We start from the raw sequence: 19451 nt of genomic DNA, 5'->3' as shown, positions 1-19451 counted from the left end.
ACGTCATCAAACATGGTGACGCAGGTTAACAGCCTCAGCTACCGTTTACAACACCTGAAAAGAAAAATGCCGTTCAGTCTTAACTGAACGGCATTAGGACCAAAGAGGCCCCGTTTTCATACGCTCAGAAACCGATCAACGCTTGCGCGGCGGCGGCAAGTCCGTGCAAGTGCCTTCATAAGCCTCGGCAGCCATGCCGATCGACTCGCCCAGGGTCGGGTGCGGGTGAATGGTCTTGCCGATATCCACGCCATCCGCGCCCATCTCGATCGCCAGCGCCACTTCGCCGATCATGTCGCCCGCGCTGGTGCCCACGATGGTGCCGCCGATGATGCGGTGCGTCTCGGCATCGAACAGCAGCTTGGTGAAGCCTTCGTCGCGGCCGTTGGCCACGGCGCGGCCGCTCGCGGACCACGGGAAGTGGCCCTTCTCGACCTTGATGCCCTTGGCCTTGGCTTCCTCTTCCGTGATGCCGACCCATGCCACTTCCGGATCGGTGTAGGCCACCGACGGAATCACCTTGACGTCGAAGTGCGCCTTCTCGCCGTGGGCCGCTTCCGCCGCCACGTGCGCCTCGTGCACCGCCTTGTGGGCCAGCATCGGCTGGCCGACCAGGTCGCCGATCGCGAAGATGTGCGGCACATTGGTGCGCATCTGGCTGTCGACCGGGATGAAGCCACGGTCGCTCACCGCGACACCGGCCTTGTCCGCGCCGACCTTCTTGCCGTTCGGGCTGCGGCCCACGGCCACCAGCACCAGGTCGTAGAGCTGCGGCTCAGGCGCGGTGACGCCGGCTTCCGCCGCTTCGAAGGACACCTTGATCCCTTCCGGCAGCGCTTCCACGCCGACGGTCTTGGTCTTCAGCATGATGTTGTCGAAGCGGTGGGCATTGTGCTTCTGCCAGACACGCACCGCGTCGCGGTCCGCGCCCTGCATCAGGCCGTCCATCATCTCGACCACGTCGATGCGCGCACCCAGGGTCGAGTACACAGTCGCCATCTCCAGGCCAATGATGCCGCCGCCGATCACCAGCATGCGCTTCGGCACCTGGCGCAGCTCCAGCGCGCCGGTCGAATCGACGATGCGCGGATCTTCCGGCACGAAAGGCAGCTTCACCACCGAGGAACCGGCGGCGATGATCGCCTTCTGGAACTTGATGACCTTCCTGGCGCCGTCCGGGCCGGTCACTTCGATGTGGTTCGGGCTGAGGAACTGGCCCACGCCCTGCACCACATTGACCTTGCGCGCCTTGGCCATGAAATTCAGGCCGCCGGTCATCTTCTTGACCACGCCGTCCTTGAAGCCGCGCAGCTTGTCGATATCGACTTCCGGCTTGGCGAAGGTGACGCCGACGTCGCCCATGTGGGCGGTCTCGTCGATCACGTGCGCCACGTGCAGCAGCGCCTTCGACGGGATGCAGCCCACGTTCAGGCAGACACCGCCCAGGGTGGCGTAGCGCTCGACCAGCACGGTGTTCATGCCGAGGTCGGCGGCGCGGAAGGCAGCCGAGTAGCCGCCCGGGCCCGCGCCCAGGACCATCATCTCGCACTCGACGTCGACCTGGCCGCTGTAGCTGGCGGCGCCCGGCGCCGGGGCCGCAGGGGCGGACGGGGTCGGGTGGGCCGGGGCGTACGAATCGGCCGGCTTGTTCGCCGGGGCCTGCGCAGGCGCGGCTGCCGGAGCTGCGGCAGGAGCAGCAGCAGGTGCGGCGCCTGCGCCGGATTCGTCCAGCATCAGCAGCAGCGAGCCTTCGTTGACCTTATCGCCAACCTTGACCTTCAGCTCCTTCACGACGCCCGCGTGGGTCGACGGGATTTCCATGCTGGCCTTGTCGGATTCGACAGTGACCAGCGACTGGTCGACCTTGATGGTGTCGCCCGCCTTGACCAGCAGCTCGATCACTTCCACATCCTTGAAGTCGCCGATGTTCGGGACTTTCACTTCAACAGTGCTCATCGGTCCGCTCCAATCACAGAAGGGTCTTGCGCAGGTCGGCCAGCACCTCGGCCAGGTACGCGGCGAAGCGTGCGGCGCCGGCGCCGTCGATCACGCGGTGGTCGTAGGACAGCGACAGCGGCAGCATCAGGCGCGGCTGGAAGGCCGAGCCGTCCCACACCGGCTTCATCGCGGACTTGGACAGGCCCAGGATGGCCACTTCCGGTGCGTTGATGATCGGGGTGAACGCGGTGCCGCCGATACCGCCCAGCGACGAGATGGTGAAGGTCGCGCCCTGCATCGCTGCCGGCGAGAGCTTGCCGTCGCGCGCCTGCGCCGACAGTTCGCCCATTTCGACGGCGATCTGCGAAATCGTCTTCTTGTCGGCATCCTTCACGACCGGGACCACCAGGCCGTTCGGGGTGTCGGCCGCGAAGCCGATGTTGAAGTACTGCTTGACGATCAGGCTGCCGCCGTCTTCCGACAGCGACGAGTTAAATTGCGGGAACTTCTTCAGCGCCGCGACCGATGCCTTGATCACGAAGGCCAGCATGGTCAGCTTGACGGTCGACTTCTGCTTGGCCAGCGCGGCGTTCGAATCGACGCGGAACTGTTCCAGGTCGGTCACGTCGGCGTCTTCGAAGTGCGTGACGTGCGGGATCATGACCCAGTTGCGGTGCAGGTTCGGACCCGAGATCTTCTTGATCCGCGGCAGGGCCACGGTTTCGGTCGGGCCGAACTTCGAGAAGTCCAGCGACGGCCACGGCAGCACATCCATGCCGCCGCCACCGCCGGCCTTGGCCGGGGCTGCAGCGGTCGGGCCTGCGGCCATCACGCCCTTGACGAAGTTCTGCACGTCCTGCTGGGTGATGCGGCCTTTCGGGCCGGTGCCCGGCACGCGGCCCAGGTCGACGCCCAGTTCGCGGGCGAACTTGCGGATCGACGGCGAGGCATGGGCTTTCGAGCCGGTGACGCCTTGTGCAGGGGCTGCGGCCGGTGCCGGAGCTGCTGCAGGAGCCGGAGCGGCAGCGGCTGGTGCGGCTGCCTGAGCAGCGGCAGGTGCTGCGGCCGGGGCGGCTGCGGCAGGCGCGCCGCCGGTGGCTTCGAGCATCAGCACGAGCGAACCTTCGGCAACCTTGTCGCCGACCTTGACCTTGATTTCCTTCACGACGCCGGCATGGCTCGACGGGATCTCCATGCTGGCCTTGTCCGATTCGACCGTGATCAGCGACTGGTCGACCTTGACGGTGTCGCCCGGCTTGACCATCAGTTCAATGACTTCGACTTCCTTGAAGTCGCCGATGTCCGGGACCTTGACTTCGACGATGCCGCCCGATGCGGCCGGGGCTGCCGGTGCCGCGCTCGGAGCAGGCGCTGCTTCAGCGGCTGGCGCCGGTGCGGCAGCGGCCGGTGCAGGCGCAGCGGCGCCGGCGGACTCCTCGAGCATCAGCACGAGCGAGCCTTCGGCGACCTTGTCGCCGACTTTCACTTTGATTTCTTTGACGACCCCGGCATGGCTCGACGGGATTTCCATGCTGGCCTTGTCGGATTCGACCGTGATCAGCGACTGGTCGACCTTGATGGTGTCGCCCGGCTTGACCATCAGCTCGATCACTTCGACTTCCTTGAAGTCGCCGATGTCGGGGACTTTGACTTCCACAATGCTCATAGTGTTAGCTCCAAATTATTTTTCGAGTTAGCTTCAACCCGTCATCCCGGCGCAGGCCGGGACGACGAGCGGTGAGCATTTACTGGGTCACAGGATTCGGCTTGTTCGGATCGATACCGTACTTCGCAATCGCCTGCGCCACGACCGAGCGCTCGATCTTGCCTTCGTCGGCCAGCGCGCGCAGTGCAGCCACGGTCACGTAGTAGCGGTTCACCTCGAAGAACTCGCGCAGCTTGACGCGCGAATCCGAGCGGCCGAAGCCGTCGGTGCCCAGCACCTTGTAGGTGCGGTCCTTCGGCATGAAGGCGCGGATCTGCTCGGCGAACATGCGCATGTAGTCGGTGGTCGCGACGATCGGGCCGGTGGTGTTCTGCATCAGCGAGGTCACGTAAGGCACGCGCTGCTCGGCGTCCGGGTTCACCATGTTCCAGCGCTCGGCGTCCTGGCCGTCGCGGGCCAGCAGCGTCAAGGAAGGAGCCGACCACACGTCGGCGGCGACGCCCCAGTCGTTCTTCAGCAGCTCGGCCGCGAAAATCGACTCGCGCAGGATGGTGCCGCAGCCGATCAGCTGCACGCGGTTCTGTGCCTGCTGATCGCCTTCCTGCAGCAGGTACATGCCCTTCAGGATGCCCTCTTCCTGGCCTGGCTTCAGGCCCGGATGCTGGTAGTTCTCGTTCATGATGGTGATGTAGTAGAACACGTCTTCCTGTTCTTCCACCATGCGGCGCAGGCCGTCCTGGATGATCACCGCCACTTCGTGGCCGAAGGTCGGATCGTACGGCAGGCAGTTCGGGACCGTGGCGGCGATGATGTGGCTGTGGCCGTCCTCATGCTGCAGGCCTTCGCCGTTCAGCGTGGTGCGGCCGGCGGTGCCGCCCATCAGGAAGCCGCGCGCGCGGATGTCGCCCGCCAGCCAGACCAGGTCGCCCACGCGCTGCATGCCGAACATCGAGTAGAACGTGTAGAACGGGATCATCGTGCGGTTGTTCGACGAGTACGAGGTCGCCGCGGCGATCCACGAGCTCATGCCGCCCGCTTCGTTGATACCTTCCTGCAGGATCTGGCCCGCCTTGTCTTCGCGGTAGTACATCACCTGGTCGCGGTCGACCGGCTCGTACAGCTGGCCCTGCTGGTTGAAGATGCCGATCTGGCGGAACAGGCCTTCCATGCCGAAGGTACGCGATTCGTCGACCAGGATCGGCACGATGCGCTGGCCGATGCTCGGATCCTTCAGCAGGCTGGTGATCACGCGCACGTAGGACTGGGTGGTCGAGATCTCGCGGCCTTCCGCGGTCGGCTCGAGCACGGCCTTGAAGGTTTCCAGCTTCGGCACCACCAGGGCTTCGTCGGCCTTGACGCGGCGCTGCGGCAGGTAGCCGCCGAGGGCCTTGCGGCGCTCGTGCAGGTATTTCATTTCAGGCGCGTCGTCGGACGGCTTGAAGAACGGGATCTCGGCCAGCTTGTCGTCCGGGATCGGGATGTTGAAGCGGTCGCGCATTTCGCGGATCGCCTCGTCGTCCAGCTTCTTGGTCTGGTGCGCGGTGTTGCGCGCCTCGCCCGACTTGCCCATGCCGAAACCCTTGACGGTCTTCACCAGCAGCACGGTCGGCGAACCCTTGTTCTCCTGGGCGTTCTTGAACGCGGCGTAGATCTTGTGCGGGTCGTGGCCGCCGCGGGTCAGGCGCCAGATGTCGTCGTCGCTCATGTTGGCGACCATTTCGAGCAGCTTCGGATGCTTGCCGAAGAAGTGCTTGCGCACGTAGGCGCCGTCCTTGGCCTTGTAGTTCTGGTATTCGCCGTCGACGGTTTCCATCATCACGCGCTGCAGGATGCCGTCCTTGTCCTTCGACAGCAGGGCGTCCCACTGCGAGCCCCAGATGACCTTGACCACGTTCCAGCCGGCGCCGCGGAAGTCCGCTTCCAGTTCCTGGATGATCTTGCCGTTGCCGCGCACCGGGCCGTCCAGGCGCTGCAGGTTGCAGTTGACGACCATGACCAGGTTGTCGAGGCGCTCGCGCGCGGCCATGCCGATCGCGCCCATCGATTCCGGCTCGTCCATCTCGCCGTCGCCGCAGAAGACCCAGACTTTACGGGCTTCGGTGTTGGCGATGCCGCGCGCGTGCAGGTACTTCAGGAAGCGCGCCTGGTAGATCGCCATCAGCGGGCCCAGGCCCATCGAGACGGTCGGGAACTGCCAGAAGTCCGGCATCAGTTTCGGGTGCGGGTAGGACGACAGGCCCTTGCCGTCGACTTCGCGGCGGAAGTTCAGCATCTGCTCTTCGCTGATGCGGCCTTCGAGGTAGGCGCGCGCGTAGATGCCGGGCGAGCTGTGGCCCTGGATGTACAGCAGGTCGCCGCCGTGCTCTTCGGTCGGGGCGTGCCAGAAGTGGTTGAAGCCGATGCCCAGCATGTTGGCCAGCGAGGCGAAGGACGAGATGTGGCCGCCCAGGTCGCCGTCGGCGCGGTTGGCCTTGACCACCATCGCCATCGCGTTCCAGCGCATCCACGAGCGCAGGCGCTCTTCGTATTCGAGGTTGCCCGGGCAGTTCACGTTGAGGTGGGCCGGGATGGTGTTCACGTAGGCGGTGTTGCTCGAGAACGGGATGTGGGCGCCGCGGCGGCGCGCCAGGTCGACCATGCGCTCCATCAGGTAGTGGGCGCGTTCGGTACCCTCATGTTCGATCACCGCTTCCAGGGCGTCGAGCCATTCCTGGGTCTCGAGGGTGTCCGGGTCGTTGGCAGCTTGTGCCGTCAACTGGTCGAGTTGAGCTGACATTAATGCGTCTCCTTGAGTATGCGCCCCACCCGATCCCTAAACATGGCTGGCGGCGAAGTGGTGAAATTTCAAATATCGATTAATAAACCCATGGATTCTAACAGCGGTATTTTTCTTTTTCAAATTGCGATATGTAGTTTCATTATGTGAAATCATATGCTGCAACCGCACATTTTTCGGTCGCTCGTGCGGTTTGCTTAACTTGCCAATCCTATAACGAAGTGCATTGGCAGAAGCTGCTAACTGTCCTCTCACCTATGGCATAAATACATCCGTCGTCCCGGCGAAGGCCGGGACCCAAGTTTGTTCGCGTCAACGCTGCTTAACTTGGGTCCCGGCCTTCGCCGGGAGTCGCTGCCGCCAGTGGCGGGAGCGACGGATGGGGTATGCGAACTTTAACTATGAATATGACAATGCTTGTCCCCACGCGGCGCGCGATACGGGCGCGGGCTTTATAATTTCATTTTTGCCCAGCCCGAGCCTACCCATGCCTGCCCAACTGATCGACGGAGTCCTCCTTTCCCAACAACTGCGCGCCGACATCAAGGAACGCGCCGCCAAACTCACCGCCGCCGGCAAGCAGCCCGGCCTGGCCGTGATCCTGGTCGGCGAAGACCCGGCCAGCCACGTCTACGTGCGCAACAAGGTCAAGGCCTGCGGCGACGTGGGCTTCCACTCGGTGCTGGAGAAGTACGACGCCGACCTCACCGAGCAGGCCCTGCTCGACCGCATCGCCGCCCTGAACGCCGACCCGGCGATCCACGGCATCCTGGTCCAGATGCCCCTGCCCAAGCACATCAACCCGAGCAAGGTCATCGAAGCCATCGCCACCAGCAAGGACGTGGACGGCTATTCGGTGCTGTCGGCCGGCGAACTGGTCGCCAACCTGCCGGGCTTCCGCCCCTGCACCCCGTACGGCTGCATGAAGCTGATCGAGACCACCGGCATCGACCTGCGCGGCAAGCACGCCGTGGTGATCGGCCGCAGCAACACCGTCGGCAAGCCGATGGCCCTGCTGCTCTTGCAAGCCAACGCGACCGTCACCATCTGCCATAGCGCAACGCCGGACCTGGGCTACCACACCCGCCAGGCCGACGTGGTCGTGGCCGCCGTCGGCCGCCGCAACACCCTGACCGCCGACATGGTCAAGCCGGGCGCGATCGTGATCGACGTCGGCATGAACCGCGACGACGCCGGCAAGCTGTGCGGCGACGTGGACTTTGCCGGCGTGAGCGAAGTCGCCGCGCACATTACCCCGGTGCCGGGCGGCGTCGGCCCGATGACGATTACCATGCTGTTGATGAACACCGTGGAGTCCGCAGAACGTGTGCACTCCAGCAGCCAAGCAACCGGCCAGGCAAAAGGAATGGAACCGAAGCCCGGCCTGGCATAACCTTTCAGGAAGGAAGACCATGAGCCTCGAGACCAGCAATCCCCTCCTCGATTTTTCCGGCCTGCCGCGCTTCGACCAGTTCCGCCCGGAACACGTCACGCCGGCCATCGAGCAGCTGATCAAGGAAGCCGCCGACGTCGTGACCCGGCTGGAAGCGCCAGCCGACACGGTGACCTGGGACAGCTTCGTGGTCCCGCTCGAGGAAGCCACCGAGCGCCTGGGCCGCGCCTGGGGCGTGGTCAACCACCTCAACCACGTGGCCGACACGCCCGAGCTGCGCGCCGCCTACAACGAGAACCAGCCCAAGGTGACCGAGTTCTGGACCGCCGTGGGCCAGAACGAGGCGCTGTTCGCCAAGTACAAGGCGCTGCGCAACAGTCCGGACTTCGCGAGCTTCAGCGCCGCGCGCAAGCGCATCGTCGAGAACGCGCTGCGCGACTTCCGCCTGGGCGGCGCCGAGCTGCCCGAAGATAAGAAGCAGCGCTTCGCCGAGATCCAGGAGCAGCAGGCCGCGCTGTCGACCCGCTTCTCGCAGAACGTGCTGGACGCGACCAACGACTACAAGCTGCTGGTCGAGCACGAAGCCGAGCTGTCCGGCCTGCCCGAGGACGTCAAGCAGGCCGCCCGCGCCGCGGCCGAAAAGGACGGCAAGGCCGGCTGGATGTTCACCCTGCATTTCCCGTCCTATTTCCCGGTCCTGCAGATGGCCCACCACCGCGCGCTGCGCGAGAAGATCTACCGCGCCAGCGCCACCAAGGCTTCCGAGGAAGGCGTGGTGTTCAGCGAGCGCGAGAAGTGGGACAACTCGGGCGTCATCGTCGACCTGCTCAAGCTGCGCCACGAAGAAGCCCAGCTGCTGGAATACGCCAACTTCGCCGAGGTCTCGCTGGTGCCGAAGATGGCCGAGAGCCCGAAGCACGTGGTCGAGTTCCTCGAAGACCTGGCGCGCCGCGCCCGCCCCTTCGCCGAGAAGGACCTGGAAGAGCTGCGCGCCTTCGCCCGCGACGAGCTGGCCCTCCCGGACATGCAGTCCTGGGACGTGACCTATGCCTCGGAAAAGCTGCGCGAAAAGCGCTACGCCTTCTCGGCCCAGGAAGTGAAGGAATACTTCCCCGAGCCGAAAGTGGTCGAGGGCCTGTTCAACGTGATCCAGAACCTGTTCTCGGTCCAGATCAAGCCTGACGACGCGCCCGTGTGGCACCCGGACGTGCGCTTCTTCCGCATCGAGCGCGACGGCCAGCTGGTCGGCCAGTTCTACCTCGACCTGTACGCACGCGCCGGCAAGGCGCAGGGCGCCTGGATGGACGACGCGCGCGGCCGCCGCCTGGCAACCGGCGGCATCGTGCAGACCCCGATCGCCTACCTGACCTGCAACTTCACCCCGCCGGCAACGGTGGACGGCAAGCTGCAGCCTTCGCTGTTCACGCACGACGAGGTCATCACCCTGTTCCACGAGTTCGGCCACGGCCTGCACCACATGCTGACCGAAGTCGAGGAGCTGTCGGTGTCCGGCATCTCCGGCGTCGAATGGGATGCGGTGGAGCTGCCGTCGCAGTTCATGGAGAACTTCTGCTGGGAGTGGGACAAGCTGCAGCAGATGACCGCCCACGTGAAGACGGGTGAGCCGCTGCCGCGCGCGCTGTTCGACAAGATGACGGCGGCGAAGAACTTCCAGGCCGGCATGCAGACCCTGCGCCAGGTCGAGTTCTCGCTGATCGACATGCACCTGCACTACGATTTCGACCCGACCAGCGAGCGCACCGTGCAGGAGCTGATCGACGGCATCCGCAAGCAGTTCTCGGTCATCATCCCGCCGAGCTTCAACCGCTTCCAGCATTCGTTCAGCCACATCTTCGCGGGCGGCTACGCGGCCGGCTACTACAGCTACAAGTGGGCCGAGGTGCTGTCCGCCGACGCCTACGCGGCCTTCGAGGAAGCGCTGGAGCATGGCGGCGACCAGATCATCGAGACCGGGCGCCGCTTCCAGCGCGAGATCCTGGCGGTGGGCGGTTCGCGCCCGGCGCTGGAATCGTTCAAGGCCTTCCGCGGCCGCGAACCCAGCATCGACGCCCTGCTGCGCCACAGCGGCATGAACGCCTGATGCACCGGGGAGGCTGGCCCTCCCCTTTTTTTTGACATACGACATGACCCGGATCGACTTCCACACCAACATCCCCGACAAGCTGACCTACGCCTGCCGCCTGGCGCGCAAGGCCTATGCCTCGCGCGCCAAGGTCGTGGTGCTGGCCGAGAGCGAGGAACAGGCGGCGGCCCTGAACGAAGCGCTGTGGATGGTCGGCGACACCGACTTCATCCCGCACGTGCCGGCGGGCGACCCGCTGGCGCCGCAGACGCCGGTGATCATCACCGCCGATGAAGCCGCGCCGCTGCCGCACCACGAGATGCTGGTCAACCTGACCCGGCGCACGCCTGCGATCGTCGACCAGTTTGCGCGCGTATTCGAGATCATCTCCACCGACGAGCTTGACGCCGCCGAAGGGCGCAAGCGCTACGTCGCGTACAAGAAGCAGTCCTATCCCCTGACCCACTTCGTCGCAGGACAGTCATGAGCCAGAACTCTTCATTCGATCCGAGCATTCCGGTGCTGACGGAAGTCGTCGTCGAGCCGGTTGCGTCTTCCCCTGCGCCCGAGCAGGCCGCCCCCGCCGAACAGCTGGAGCGGCGCGCCGTCGAACGCTGGACCGGCGAGGAGTGGAGCGTGCTGGAACGGCGCGTGACCGAGCGCATCCTGCAGCAGCTGCAGGGCCGGATCGATTTCGTGATCGAGCAGCGCCTGCGCGACGGCATCGCCGAAGCGGTCAACGGAGCGCTGCAAGGCTTCACCGGCCAGCTGCGCGCCAACCTGGAGCAGACCATTGGCGAAGTCGTTACCCAGGCCGTGGCCCAGGAAATTTCGCATCTCCAGACCCTCGGCAAATAGCCGCCAACGCTGAACAATCGTAGGGTGGACCGGGGCGCGCAGCCGGCTTCGCCGTCCACGCGGTGATAGTTAGCGTCGTATTACCGTATAGGCGAATCTTGCCAAGTTGAACGCGTGGGCGGGAAACCCGCCCACCCTACATCACACGGATCGGGCAATTCGCACCGCCCAAACGACGCATTCCCGACCTATCGGCTAAGATTGCGGCCTGAGCCATTCAACAAGCCGCACCAGTGAAACGAACCACCCTCATCGCGGCGCTCGCAGGCGCCGCCATCCTGGCCGCCGGGACGGCCCTGTACTTCACCGACTTCATCGGGCGCGAGCCCGGCGGCGTGGCCGTGCTCACGCCCGCCGTCACCTCGACCACGCCCTTCTGGCCCGCCCGCGTCACCACCCTTGCCGGCAATGGCCTGCCCGGCTTCGCCGACGGCGCGGCCGCCGCCAGCCGCTTCAGCGATCCCTACGGCGTCGCCATCGAGCCGCGCGGGCGCATCTTTGTGAGCGACGGCGGCGACAGCAACCGCATCCGCATCATCGACCGCGACGGCACGGTCTCCACCCTGGCCGGCGGCCGCGAAGGCTTCGCCGATGGCAAGGGCGAAACCGCGGCCTTCCACACGCCGTCCGGCCTCGCCCTCGACCACCAGGGCAACCTGTACGTGGCCGACACCGGCAACCATGCGATCCGCAAGATCGCGAAGGACGGCACGGTCACCACGCTGGCCGGCAGCGGCGCGCCCGACTACCAGGACGGCCTGGGCCGCGCGGCCCAGTTCAACGGCCCGGTCGGCGTCGCCGTGGACGCCGCCGGCATCGTCTACGTGGCCGACACCTACAACGACCGCATCCGCCGCATCGCGCTCGATGGCAGCGTGACGACGGTCGCCGGCAACGGCAAGCCCGGCAAGCTGGACGGCCCGGCCCCGGACGCCGGCTTCGACACCCCGAGCGGGGTCGCGGTCAGCCTGGACGGGACCTTGTACGTCGCCGACACCGGCAACCACGCGGTCCGCATGATCGGCCCGGATGGCCTGGTGTCGACCATCGCCGTCCCCGCCGAGGACGACCGCCGCCCCGTGCTGCGCCGCCCGGTCGGCGTCACCGTGACGCGCGACGGCTACCTCTACATCGCCGCCAGCTCGGGCGGGCGCATCCTGCAGCGCAAGCCGGACGGCGAATACCGCGCCCTGCTCGATGCCGACCTCACCCCCGACCCGAACGGCTTCGGCAGCGACGGCACGGTCCAGCTATTCGGACCGCGCGCGATCGCGGTCGACCGCGACGGCAGCCTGGTGGTGACGGACGCCGCCGCGCCGCGCGTGCACCGCCTGGCCCAGCCGAAACCCGGCGAAGCGTCCCCGGCGCGCGCGCATCCGCCGCTGGTGCGGCGCACCCAGCCCATGCCCTGGCCGATCGGCCCGCAGGATATGGTGCATGAAGTCGTGGGCGTGATGGGCGAGGTACGCGGCAGCTACAACGGCGACAGCCGCGATCACTTCCACGCCGGCCTGGACGTGCGCGCCGATGTCGGCGAGAAGGTGCTGGCCGTATTCCCGGGCAAGGTCACCGACCCTTACGCCAACTGGGCCTTCGGCGCGCTCGGCGAAGGCCTGAGCGTCGGTCCGCTGTCCTATATCCACATGCGGGTCGGCCGCGACACGCGCGGCAAGGCCCTCGACCCGCGCTTCCAGCTGCTGCTGGACGCCAAGGGCAAGCCCGAGCGCGTGCGGGTGCCGCGCGGCACCCGCTTCCAAGTGGGCGATCCGCTCGGCACCATCAACGCCATGTCTCACGTCCACCTCGACTACTACCAGGGCGGCATGGTGGTCAATCCGCTGACCCTGCCCTTCGTCGGTTTCTCGGACAGCGTCTCCCCCACCATCCAGCGCATTGCCCTCTACGACAGCGCCAACAAGCGCATCACCGCCAAGAAGGGCCAGCTGCTCCGCGTGCCGCGCAGCCTGGGCGAGGTGCACATCGTGGTGAACGCCTACGACCAGGTGGACGGCAACCTGGCGCGCCGCAAGCTCGGCCTCTACAAGCTGGGCTACCAGCTGCTTCAGGCCGACGGCACGCCGGTAGCCGGCTTCGAGCAGCCCCTGGTGACCCAGGTCTACGACCGCCTGCCGCGCAATCCGGACGCGGTCAAACTGGTCTACGCGCCGACCAGCGGAATCACGGTCTACGGCAGCAAATCCACGCAGTTCGACTATGCTGTAAACAACCGCCTGCACAACGGTGAAGTCGAGGCAGGCAGCTGGAAGGTGGGCTCGCTGACTCCAGGAAATTACACCTTGCGCATCTATGCGGCCGACTACGCCGGCCAGGTGGCCTTGCAGGGACGCGACCTCGCCTTGATCGTGGAGTAGGCGCCGAAGGATAGCAACAATCGCGGGGAACAAACAGCCCGCCCCGGCGCTCTGACGGGAACAGCCGGGAGAAGGTCATGGAAGACTACGACGTACTCATTGCAGGCGCGGGCCCGACCGGGATGGTTCTCGGATTGTGGCTGGGGCACCAGGGCATCCGGGTCGGCATCGTGGACAAGGCCGCCGAGCCCGGCACGACTTCGCGCGCCATGGCGGTCCAGGCGCGCATCCTGGAACTGTACCGCCAGGTCGGCATCGCCGACGAGGTCGTCGCCGAAGGCGCACCGGCCGAGGCGATCAACCTGTGGGTCAAGGGCAAGCGCAAGGCCCACCTGAACTTCCTCTCCGCCGGGAGCCGCGTCACGCCCTATCCCTTCGTGCTGATCTATCCGCAGGACCGGCACGAGCGCCTGCTGGAACGGCGCCTTCAGCTGGCGGGCGTGGAGGTCCAGCGCCAGACCGAACTCGTCGAGTTCGACGATCAGGGTGACAAGGTCGTGGCGCGCCTGCGCACGCCCCAGGGCGAGCGCGAATGCACGGCCCGCTTCCTGGCCGGCTGCGACGGCGCCCATTCCTTCGTGAGGCACAAGCTGGGCGCCGGTTTTCCTGGCGGAACTTACGCCCACCTGTTCTACGTGGCCGACGTGCGGATCCAGGGCATGGACCCCGGCAAGGAAGTCCACGCCTCCCTCGATACTTCGGACTTCCTGCTGCTCTTCCCCTACGGAGGCGAAGGCCGCGCGCGCCTGATCGGCACCATCCGCGACGACCGCGACGACCAGCCCGGCACCCAGAGCTTCGACGACGTCAGCCACAAGGCCATGGAAAGGCTGGGCGTGAAGGTCGAGCAGGTGCACTGGTTCTCGACCTACCGCGTGCACCACCGCGTGACCGACCAGTACCGGCACGGCCGCGCCTTCCTGCTGGGCGACGCCGCCCACGTGCACAGCCCGGCGGGCGGCCAGGGCATGAACACCGGCATCGGCGACGCCATCAACCTCGCCTGGAAGCTGGCCGGCGTCCTGCGCGGCGACGCCAGCGACGCCCTGCTCGACACCTACAAGGCCGAACGCCTGGCCTTCGCGCGCAGGCTGGTCGACACCACCGACCGCGCCTTCACCTTCATCACGGCCGAGGGCGGTGTCGCCGACTTCGTGCGCATGCACATCGCGCCCACGGTCGCCAGCGCCGCCTACAGCCTGGATACGGTGCGCGAATTCGTGTTCCGGATGATCTCCCAGACGACCATCCAGTACCACGACAGCCCGCTGTCCGACGGCATCGCCGGCGCCATCAAGGGCGGCGACCGGCTGCCCTGGGCCGTGCACGATGGCCAGGACAATTACGCGACGCCGGCGCGCATCGACTGGCAAGTCCACGTCTACGGCGAGGCGCGCGAGGCGCTGCGCGACTGGTGCCTGCGCCACGGCTTGCAGGTACAGGTTTTCCGTTGGGGCAAGGTGCACGAGGACGCCGGGTTCGAGCGCAATGCGGTTTACCTGGTGCGGCCCGACTACTACGTGGGGCTGAGCGACCCGACCGCTTCCTGCGATGCGATTGCCGGCTACTTTGCGGACCGGGAGTTCCGGCGCTTTTCCTAACACCCCATCCATGCGCCGTCCTGGCTGCGCTTGTGCTCCACTAGCCGGGAAAGGACGACGCATGGAAACCGAACTGACACTCAAGGTTCCGCCCTCCGCCCTGGAGCGCGTGCGCAGCCATCCGATGCTGGCCGAGCGTGCCCAGGGCGATCCGCGCGAACACCATCTGACCGACACCTGGTACGACACGCCCGAGCGCGACCTCTGGAAACACGGCCTCACCTTGCGGGTACGCAATGACAACGACAGCTGGGTGCAGATCGCCCGCACCGCGTCCAGCCTGCACCGCCGCGGCGAGTGGGAATCGGCCCTGCCCAGTGGCCAGCCCCAGCCCGAGCTGCTGGCGCGCCAGGTCAAGCCGGCCGAGCTGGCCAGGCTGCTCGCCGACCCGGGCCTGGCCGGCAGGCTGGAGCCGGTCTTCCTGAGCAGCACCCGCCGCACCACCTGGGACATCGCCTTGCCCGATGGCCGCCAGCTCGGCTGCGCGCTCGACGCCGGCGATATCGCCTGTGGCGACCGCCACGCCCAGTTTTCCGAGCTGGAGCTGGAACTCGAGCGCGGCGATCCGGCCGAATTGTTCGAACTGGCGCTGGCCCTGCACGAAGACATCCCGCTCGAGCTGGGCGGCGCCAGCCTGGCCGCGCGCGGCTACGCCATGCTGACGGACGAGCCGGCGCCGGCGGTCAAGGCCGAGAAGATCAGGCTGGGCAAGCACATGACGCTGGAAGACGCCTACCGGTGCATCGGCCTGAGCTGCCTGCGCCAGATCGAGGCCAACCTGCCCGGTGTGCTGCGCAAGGACGTCGAGAGCCTGCACCAGATGCGGGTCGGCCTGCGCCGTTTGCGGGCGCTGGTCGACATGTTCGAGAAGCTGGCCGCGCCGCCGGAAGCGATCCGCGAAGGACTGGACTGGCTGTCCGGCGAACTGGGCGCCGCGCGCGACTGGGACGTGCTGGCCGGGGGGACGCTCGATCACGTCAAGGGGATCGATCCGGCGGCGTTGCGCACGGCGGCGCAGGACAAGGCGAATGCCCTGCACAAGCAGTTGCTGCACACCTTGCATGCGCCGCGCTATACGGTGCTGATGCTCCAGCTTAATGGATGGCTGCGCGGCCGCCAGTGGCGTGCCGACGGCGCCCTGCCGGGGAAGTCCCCGCTGGCCGGGCGCGCCACGCGCGGCCTGCTGCCGCTGCTGTGCAAGGCCGAGAAGCGCCTGGCGCGGCGGATCAAGGCACTCGATCCGCAAGACGCTCCGGCGCGCCACAAGGTGCGCATCGCCGCCAAGAAGGCGCGCTATGCGGCCGAGTTCTTCCACGATCTGCTGCCGGGCAAGCGCACCAGGCGCTACACGAGCCGGCTGTCCGACCTGCAGGACCGCCTGGGCACCCTCAACGACTTCGCGGTGGCGGACCGGCTCCTCGACGGCCTCGCGGCCGGCCACGGCCAGGTGCCGCGCCAGGCGTCCTGGGTGCGGGGCTACCTCGCCGCTGTCGGCGAATCCGGTGGGCAGGAGCTGGCCAAGCCGCTCAAGCGTCTGGTGAAACTGCGGATCACGCGCCAGCGGTAACGGGCGCACGACGAAGACAGCGGAACAGATACGGGCCGGTCAGCTCAGATCGGTGACGCACAAACAGGCATCGGGAACTTCGCTGCACCCGCACAGCGGCGTCTTGCTCAGGCGTATCAAGCGGTTACCGCATTGTGTTTCCTTGTTCGAGCGGAAGCACGGCTTGCGTTCGGACGTGCAGCTGATCCGCCAACCCTGCTCCTTCGCTTCCGCTTCGACGTCGGGATGCGGAATGCCTGAATAACTCCCGGGATAGACTGACATGATCATGCGTCCATGTCCTACCGCGTTGGGCACCGAGCCTCGGGTCACCTTTCCTCCGTGGTGAGGCGCCACCAAACCGGTGAGGTCGCGTTTCGCAAATGCGGGGATGGACGGGAAATCGGCATCGCCGGTGAGCAATATCCGCGCCGCGCTTATATCGTCCTGCACCAGCATGCCGATGGCTTCGTTATTCCGAAGGAAAGCAGGCGTGGTGGGCGTGCCACTCATCGGATTACTCAGAAATAGCGTTACGCGACCAAGGGTAATGTCTTGCTGGTTCGCCGGCCAGAAGCGCAAGGCAACGCCGCCCCTGATCCTGGTTGCGCCGAGCGTCTGCACGAAATGAATATGGCTCGGCCGCAGTTGGTGCCTATGGTGCGGACGGCGCAACAGCCAGGGCCGCCTCAAGGCTTTGCGCCGATAGGTCGGAACGCTGATCCATGCAAGTAGCTTGCTGTCCCATTTCGCCATCCCTTTTTCAATGGCATAGCCCCAATGATCCCGATCGAGATGGGAAAGCACGACAGGTACCGGGAAACCCCGTGTTTCCAGCCCAGCCGGAAACGGATCGAAGTGCTCGGCGGTGGGCGGAATAGATTTCGGGAAAAAGGACAAAGGCCAACCCAGGTCGAAAAACATCACAGGATGTTCGTATTGATCCACTACTGCCGACATACTTCCTTGTCCCACGTCGTACACGGCTACCGCCACCGCCTCATCGCTCCCGGATGCGAATGCCTCCAACTTGTCCGTGTCGGGGTGCTCCTGAAAAAGGGAAATCCGCTCAAGTGTCCTGATGTGCCGTCGCTGCGGCTTGCTCTCACTGATACGTACGAAATAGGGAGTATTATTGTTGTCGATTCGATTTAATCCGGTGGCGAAGGCGCGAATTTCGTCGTCGCTGCCGGTGCTGCGATCCGAAACAGTGATGAGCAGGTAGCCCTCATGGTTGCGCAGCCGCTGGGTGATCCCGCGCTCTTCCTGCAGCGTCAAGAGGAAGAATTGGAGGCGCTTCGTTTCCTGGTTCTGCTCCGCCGCCAAGCGATCGAGTGCGGTGATCGGAACGGCGTCCAACACGAGCTTGGTGTCCTCGCCCGTGTTGCCGTCCGCGTGTTCTCCAAACAGTTCGACAACGGCCAAGTAATCGGCCGACTTCCCGGAATTTCTGTGACGTCCCATTTCAGATTCTTTCCCAACGGAATTGATATGAAAATCATATCAATTTTAGGCAAAACATGGGAGCCCTTGATGTTTAACTTTCTTTCGCAGGCCATCGGGCTGTTGCGTTTCCGTCGAAAATGCTTTGTGCGATGAATCGTGATGGGCCGCGAACATGTGCTTTTTTCTTTTCTGGCCCGGGAAACTGCGGTACTTTGGTTGAAGAATGTCGGCCATTCTCCTGAAGGAGACACACATGCACCCCAGCCTCAAGCTTCTCCCGCTTGCGCTCGCCATGACGGTTGCCGGCAGCGCGCTGGCCCAGCAGGTCGTCAAGATCGGCCACGTCAGCCCGGTCTCCGGCCCCAACGCCCACCTCGGCAAGGACAACGAAAACGCCGCCCGCATGGCGATCGACGAGCTCACTGCCAAGGGCTTCACGATCAACGGCCAGAAGGTGAAGTTCCAGCTGCTGGCCGAGGACGACGGCAGCGATCCGAAACAAGGCACGGCGGTGGCCCAGAAACTGGTCGACGCCAGGGTCAACGGCATCGTCGGCCACCTGAATTCCGGCACCACGGTGCCGGCCTCGAAGATCTACCACGACGCCGGCCTGGTGCAGATTTCGCCGGCCACCACCGCGCCCCAGTACACGAAGCAGGGCTTCCCCGGCGCCTTCCGGGTGGTGGCCAACGATGCCAAGCTGGGCGGCACCCTGGGCAAGTACGCGGTCGAGACGCTGAAGGTGAAAAACATCGCCGTCATCGACGACCGCACCACCTACGGCCAGGGCGTGGCGACCGAGTTCGTCAAGGGCGCCAAGGGTCCGGGCGTGCGCATCGTCGGCAAGGAGTTCACCAGCGCCACGGCCACCGACTACGCCGCCATCCTGACCTCGATCCGCGCCAAGAAGCCCGACATGGTGTTCTTCGGCGGCATGGATTCGGTGGCCGGGCCCATGCTCAAGCAGATGAAGTCGCTCGGCATCAAGGCCATTTTCATGGGCGGCGACGGCATGTGCACCGAGGCGCTGGGCCGGCTGGCGGGCAATGCCCTGGACGACCGCCAGGTGATCTGCGCCGAGGCCGGTGGCGTGAAAGGCGCGCAGGAGCAGGTCATGACGGACTTCCGCACGCGCTTCAAGCAAAAGACGGGGCTGGACGTGCAGCTCTACGCGCCCTATGTGTACGACTCGGTGATGGTGATGGCGACCGCCATGCAGAATGCGAAGTCGGCGGAGCCGGCGAAATACCTGCCGGAGCTGAAGAAGATCAGGTACGAGGGTGTGACCGGCACCATCCAGTTCGACCAGTTCGGCGACATCCAGAACGGCGCCCTGACCCTGTTCACCTACAAGGGCGGCAAGCGGAGCCGCATCGACGTGATCCGCTGAGCATTTCCCCAACAAAAAAGCGCGCTCTGCTCACGCAGGCGCGCTTTTCTCGCGATGGGACAGGCTTACTTGGTAGCCAGGACCCACTTGACCAGGCTGCGTGCTTCCGCTTCGCTCACCTGCGGGTTGGCCGGCATCGGCACCGGACCCCAGACACCTGCGCCACCCTTCATGACCTTTTGCACCAGCTTGTCTTCCGCGGCTTTCTGGCCGGCGTACTTGGCTGCAACGTCTTTATAGGCAGGACCGACCAGCTTGTTCGCCACGGCATGGCAAGCCATGCAGTTCTTGGCTTTCGCCAGGTCGGCTTGTGCGAACGCGCTGGTGGACGCGAGGGCCGACAACACAACACACAACATCAGGGAGCGTTTCATTTGTTTCT

General features: G+C 65.6%; 13 protein-coding genes. 8 read left to right on the top strand and 5 right to left on the bottom strand.

Features of this window, described 5'->3' with window-relative positions; translation table 11 throughout:
- Positions 1–135: 135 nt before the first annotated feature.
- The 3 genes from lpdA to aceE form a co-directional block, all read right to left on the bottom strand.
- Complete coding sequence (lpdA, locus tag J8847_RS15040) at positions 136–1956, bottom strand: dihydrolipoyl dehydrogenase (RefSeq protein ID WP_211525526.1); 1821 nt, start codon at positions 1954–1956, stop codon at positions 136–138.
- A 13-nt stretch (positions 1957–1969) separates the two neighbouring features.
- A complete protein-coding gene (gene aceF / locus J8847_RS15035) occupies positions 1970–3604 on the bottom strand; it encodes a dihydrolipoyllysine-residue acetyltransferase (RefSeq protein ID WP_211525525.1) in 1635 nt (544 codons plus the stop codon).
- Positions 3605–3683: 79 nt separating this feature from the next.
- A complete protein-coding gene (aceE, locus tag J8847_RS15030; RefSeq protein WP_211525524.1) occupies positions 3684–6380 on the bottom strand; it encodes a pyruvate dehydrogenase (acetyl-transferring), homodimeric type in 2697 nt (898 codons plus the stop codon).
- Between the two features lie 487 nt (positions 6381–6867).
- On the opposite strand from aceE, the gene folD reads away from it, so the two are divergent.
- The 7 genes from folD (at position 6868) to J8847_RS14995 (ending at position 16254) form a co-directional block, all read left to right on the top strand.
- The gene (folD, locus tag J8847_RS15025) at positions 6868–7773 is read left to right on the top strand and encodes a bifunctional methylenetetrahydrofolate dehydrogenase/methenyltetrahydrofolate cyclohydrolase FolD (protein WP_211525523.1); all 906 of its coding nucleotides are present in this window, start codon (positions 6868–6870) and stop codon (positions 7771–7773) included.
- Between the two features lie 19 nt (positions 7774–7792).
- Positions 7793–9874, top strand: coding sequence for a M3 family metallopeptidase (locus J8847_RS15020; RefSeq protein ID WP_211525522.1), 2082 nt, complete (start codon positions 7793–7795; stop codon positions 9872–9874).
- A 43-nt stretch (positions 9875–9917) separates the two neighbouring features.
- Positions 9918–10343, top strand: coding sequence for a DNA polymerase III subunit chi (locus J8847_RS15015; RefSeq protein WP_211525521.1), 426 nt, complete (start codon positions 9918–9920; stop codon positions 10341–10343).
- Complete coding sequence (locus J8847_RS15010; RefSeq protein ID WP_211525520.1) at positions 10340–10714, top strand: hypothetical protein; 375 nt, start codon at positions 10340–10342, stop codon at positions 10712–10714. The genes J8847_RS15015 and J8847_RS15010 overlap by 4 nt, the downstream gene beginning before the upstream one ends.
- Before the next feature lie 233 nt (positions 10715–10947).
- Entirely contained in the window at positions 10948–13086 is a 2139-nt protein-coding gene (locus tag J8847_RS15005) for an NHL repeat-containing protein (RefSeq protein WP_211525519.1), read from the top strand.
- A 77-nt stretch (positions 13087–13163) separates the two neighbouring features.
- Complete coding sequence (locus tag J8847_RS15000; RefSeq protein ID WP_211525518.1) at positions 13164–14687, top strand: FAD-dependent monooxygenase; 1524 nt, start codon at positions 13164–13166, stop codon at positions 14685–14687.
- 61 nt (positions 14688–14748) lie between these two features.
- Complete coding sequence (locus J8847_RS14995; RefSeq protein WP_211525517.1) at positions 14749–16254, top strand: CYTH and CHAD domain-containing protein; 1506 nt, start codon at positions 14749–14751, stop codon at positions 16252–16254.
- Between the two features lie 39 nt (positions 16255–16293).
- Here the strand turns inward: J8847_RS14995 and J8847_RS14990 are convergent, their stop codons facing one another.
- Positions 16294–17658, bottom strand: a complete 1365-nt coding sequence (locus J8847_RS14990) for a hypothetical protein (protein ID WP_211525516.1) — start codon at positions 17656–17658, stop codon at positions 16294–16296.
- 274 nt (positions 17659–17932) lie between these two features.
- Between J8847_RS14990 and J8847_RS14985 the strand changes: the two genes are divergently transcribed.
- Positions 17933–19069 (top strand): branched-chain amino acid ABC transporter substrate-binding protein, encoded by a 1137-nt coding sequence (locus J8847_RS14985; RefSeq protein ID WP_211525515.1) that lies wholly within the window; start codon positions 17933–17935, stop codon positions 19067–19069.
- A 65-nt stretch (positions 19070–19134) separates the two neighbouring features.
- Here J8847_RS14985 and J8847_RS14980 read toward each other — a convergent pair whose 3' ends face one another.
- Positions 19135–19443, bottom strand: a complete 309-nt coding sequence (locus J8847_RS14980) for a c-type cytochrome (protein WP_211525514.1) — start codon at positions 19441–19443, stop codon at positions 19135–19137.
- Positions 19444–19451: the final 8 nt, after the last annotated feature.

Source organism: Massilia sp. AB1 (genome assembly GCF_018119385.1).
Classification (GTDB): Bacteria; Pseudomonadota; Gammaproteobacteria; order Burkholderiales; family Burkholderiaceae_D; genus Telluria.
The sequence above is the reverse complement of the archived record's forward strand: the minus strand, read 5'-3'. Positions and strand labels throughout refer to the sequence as shown.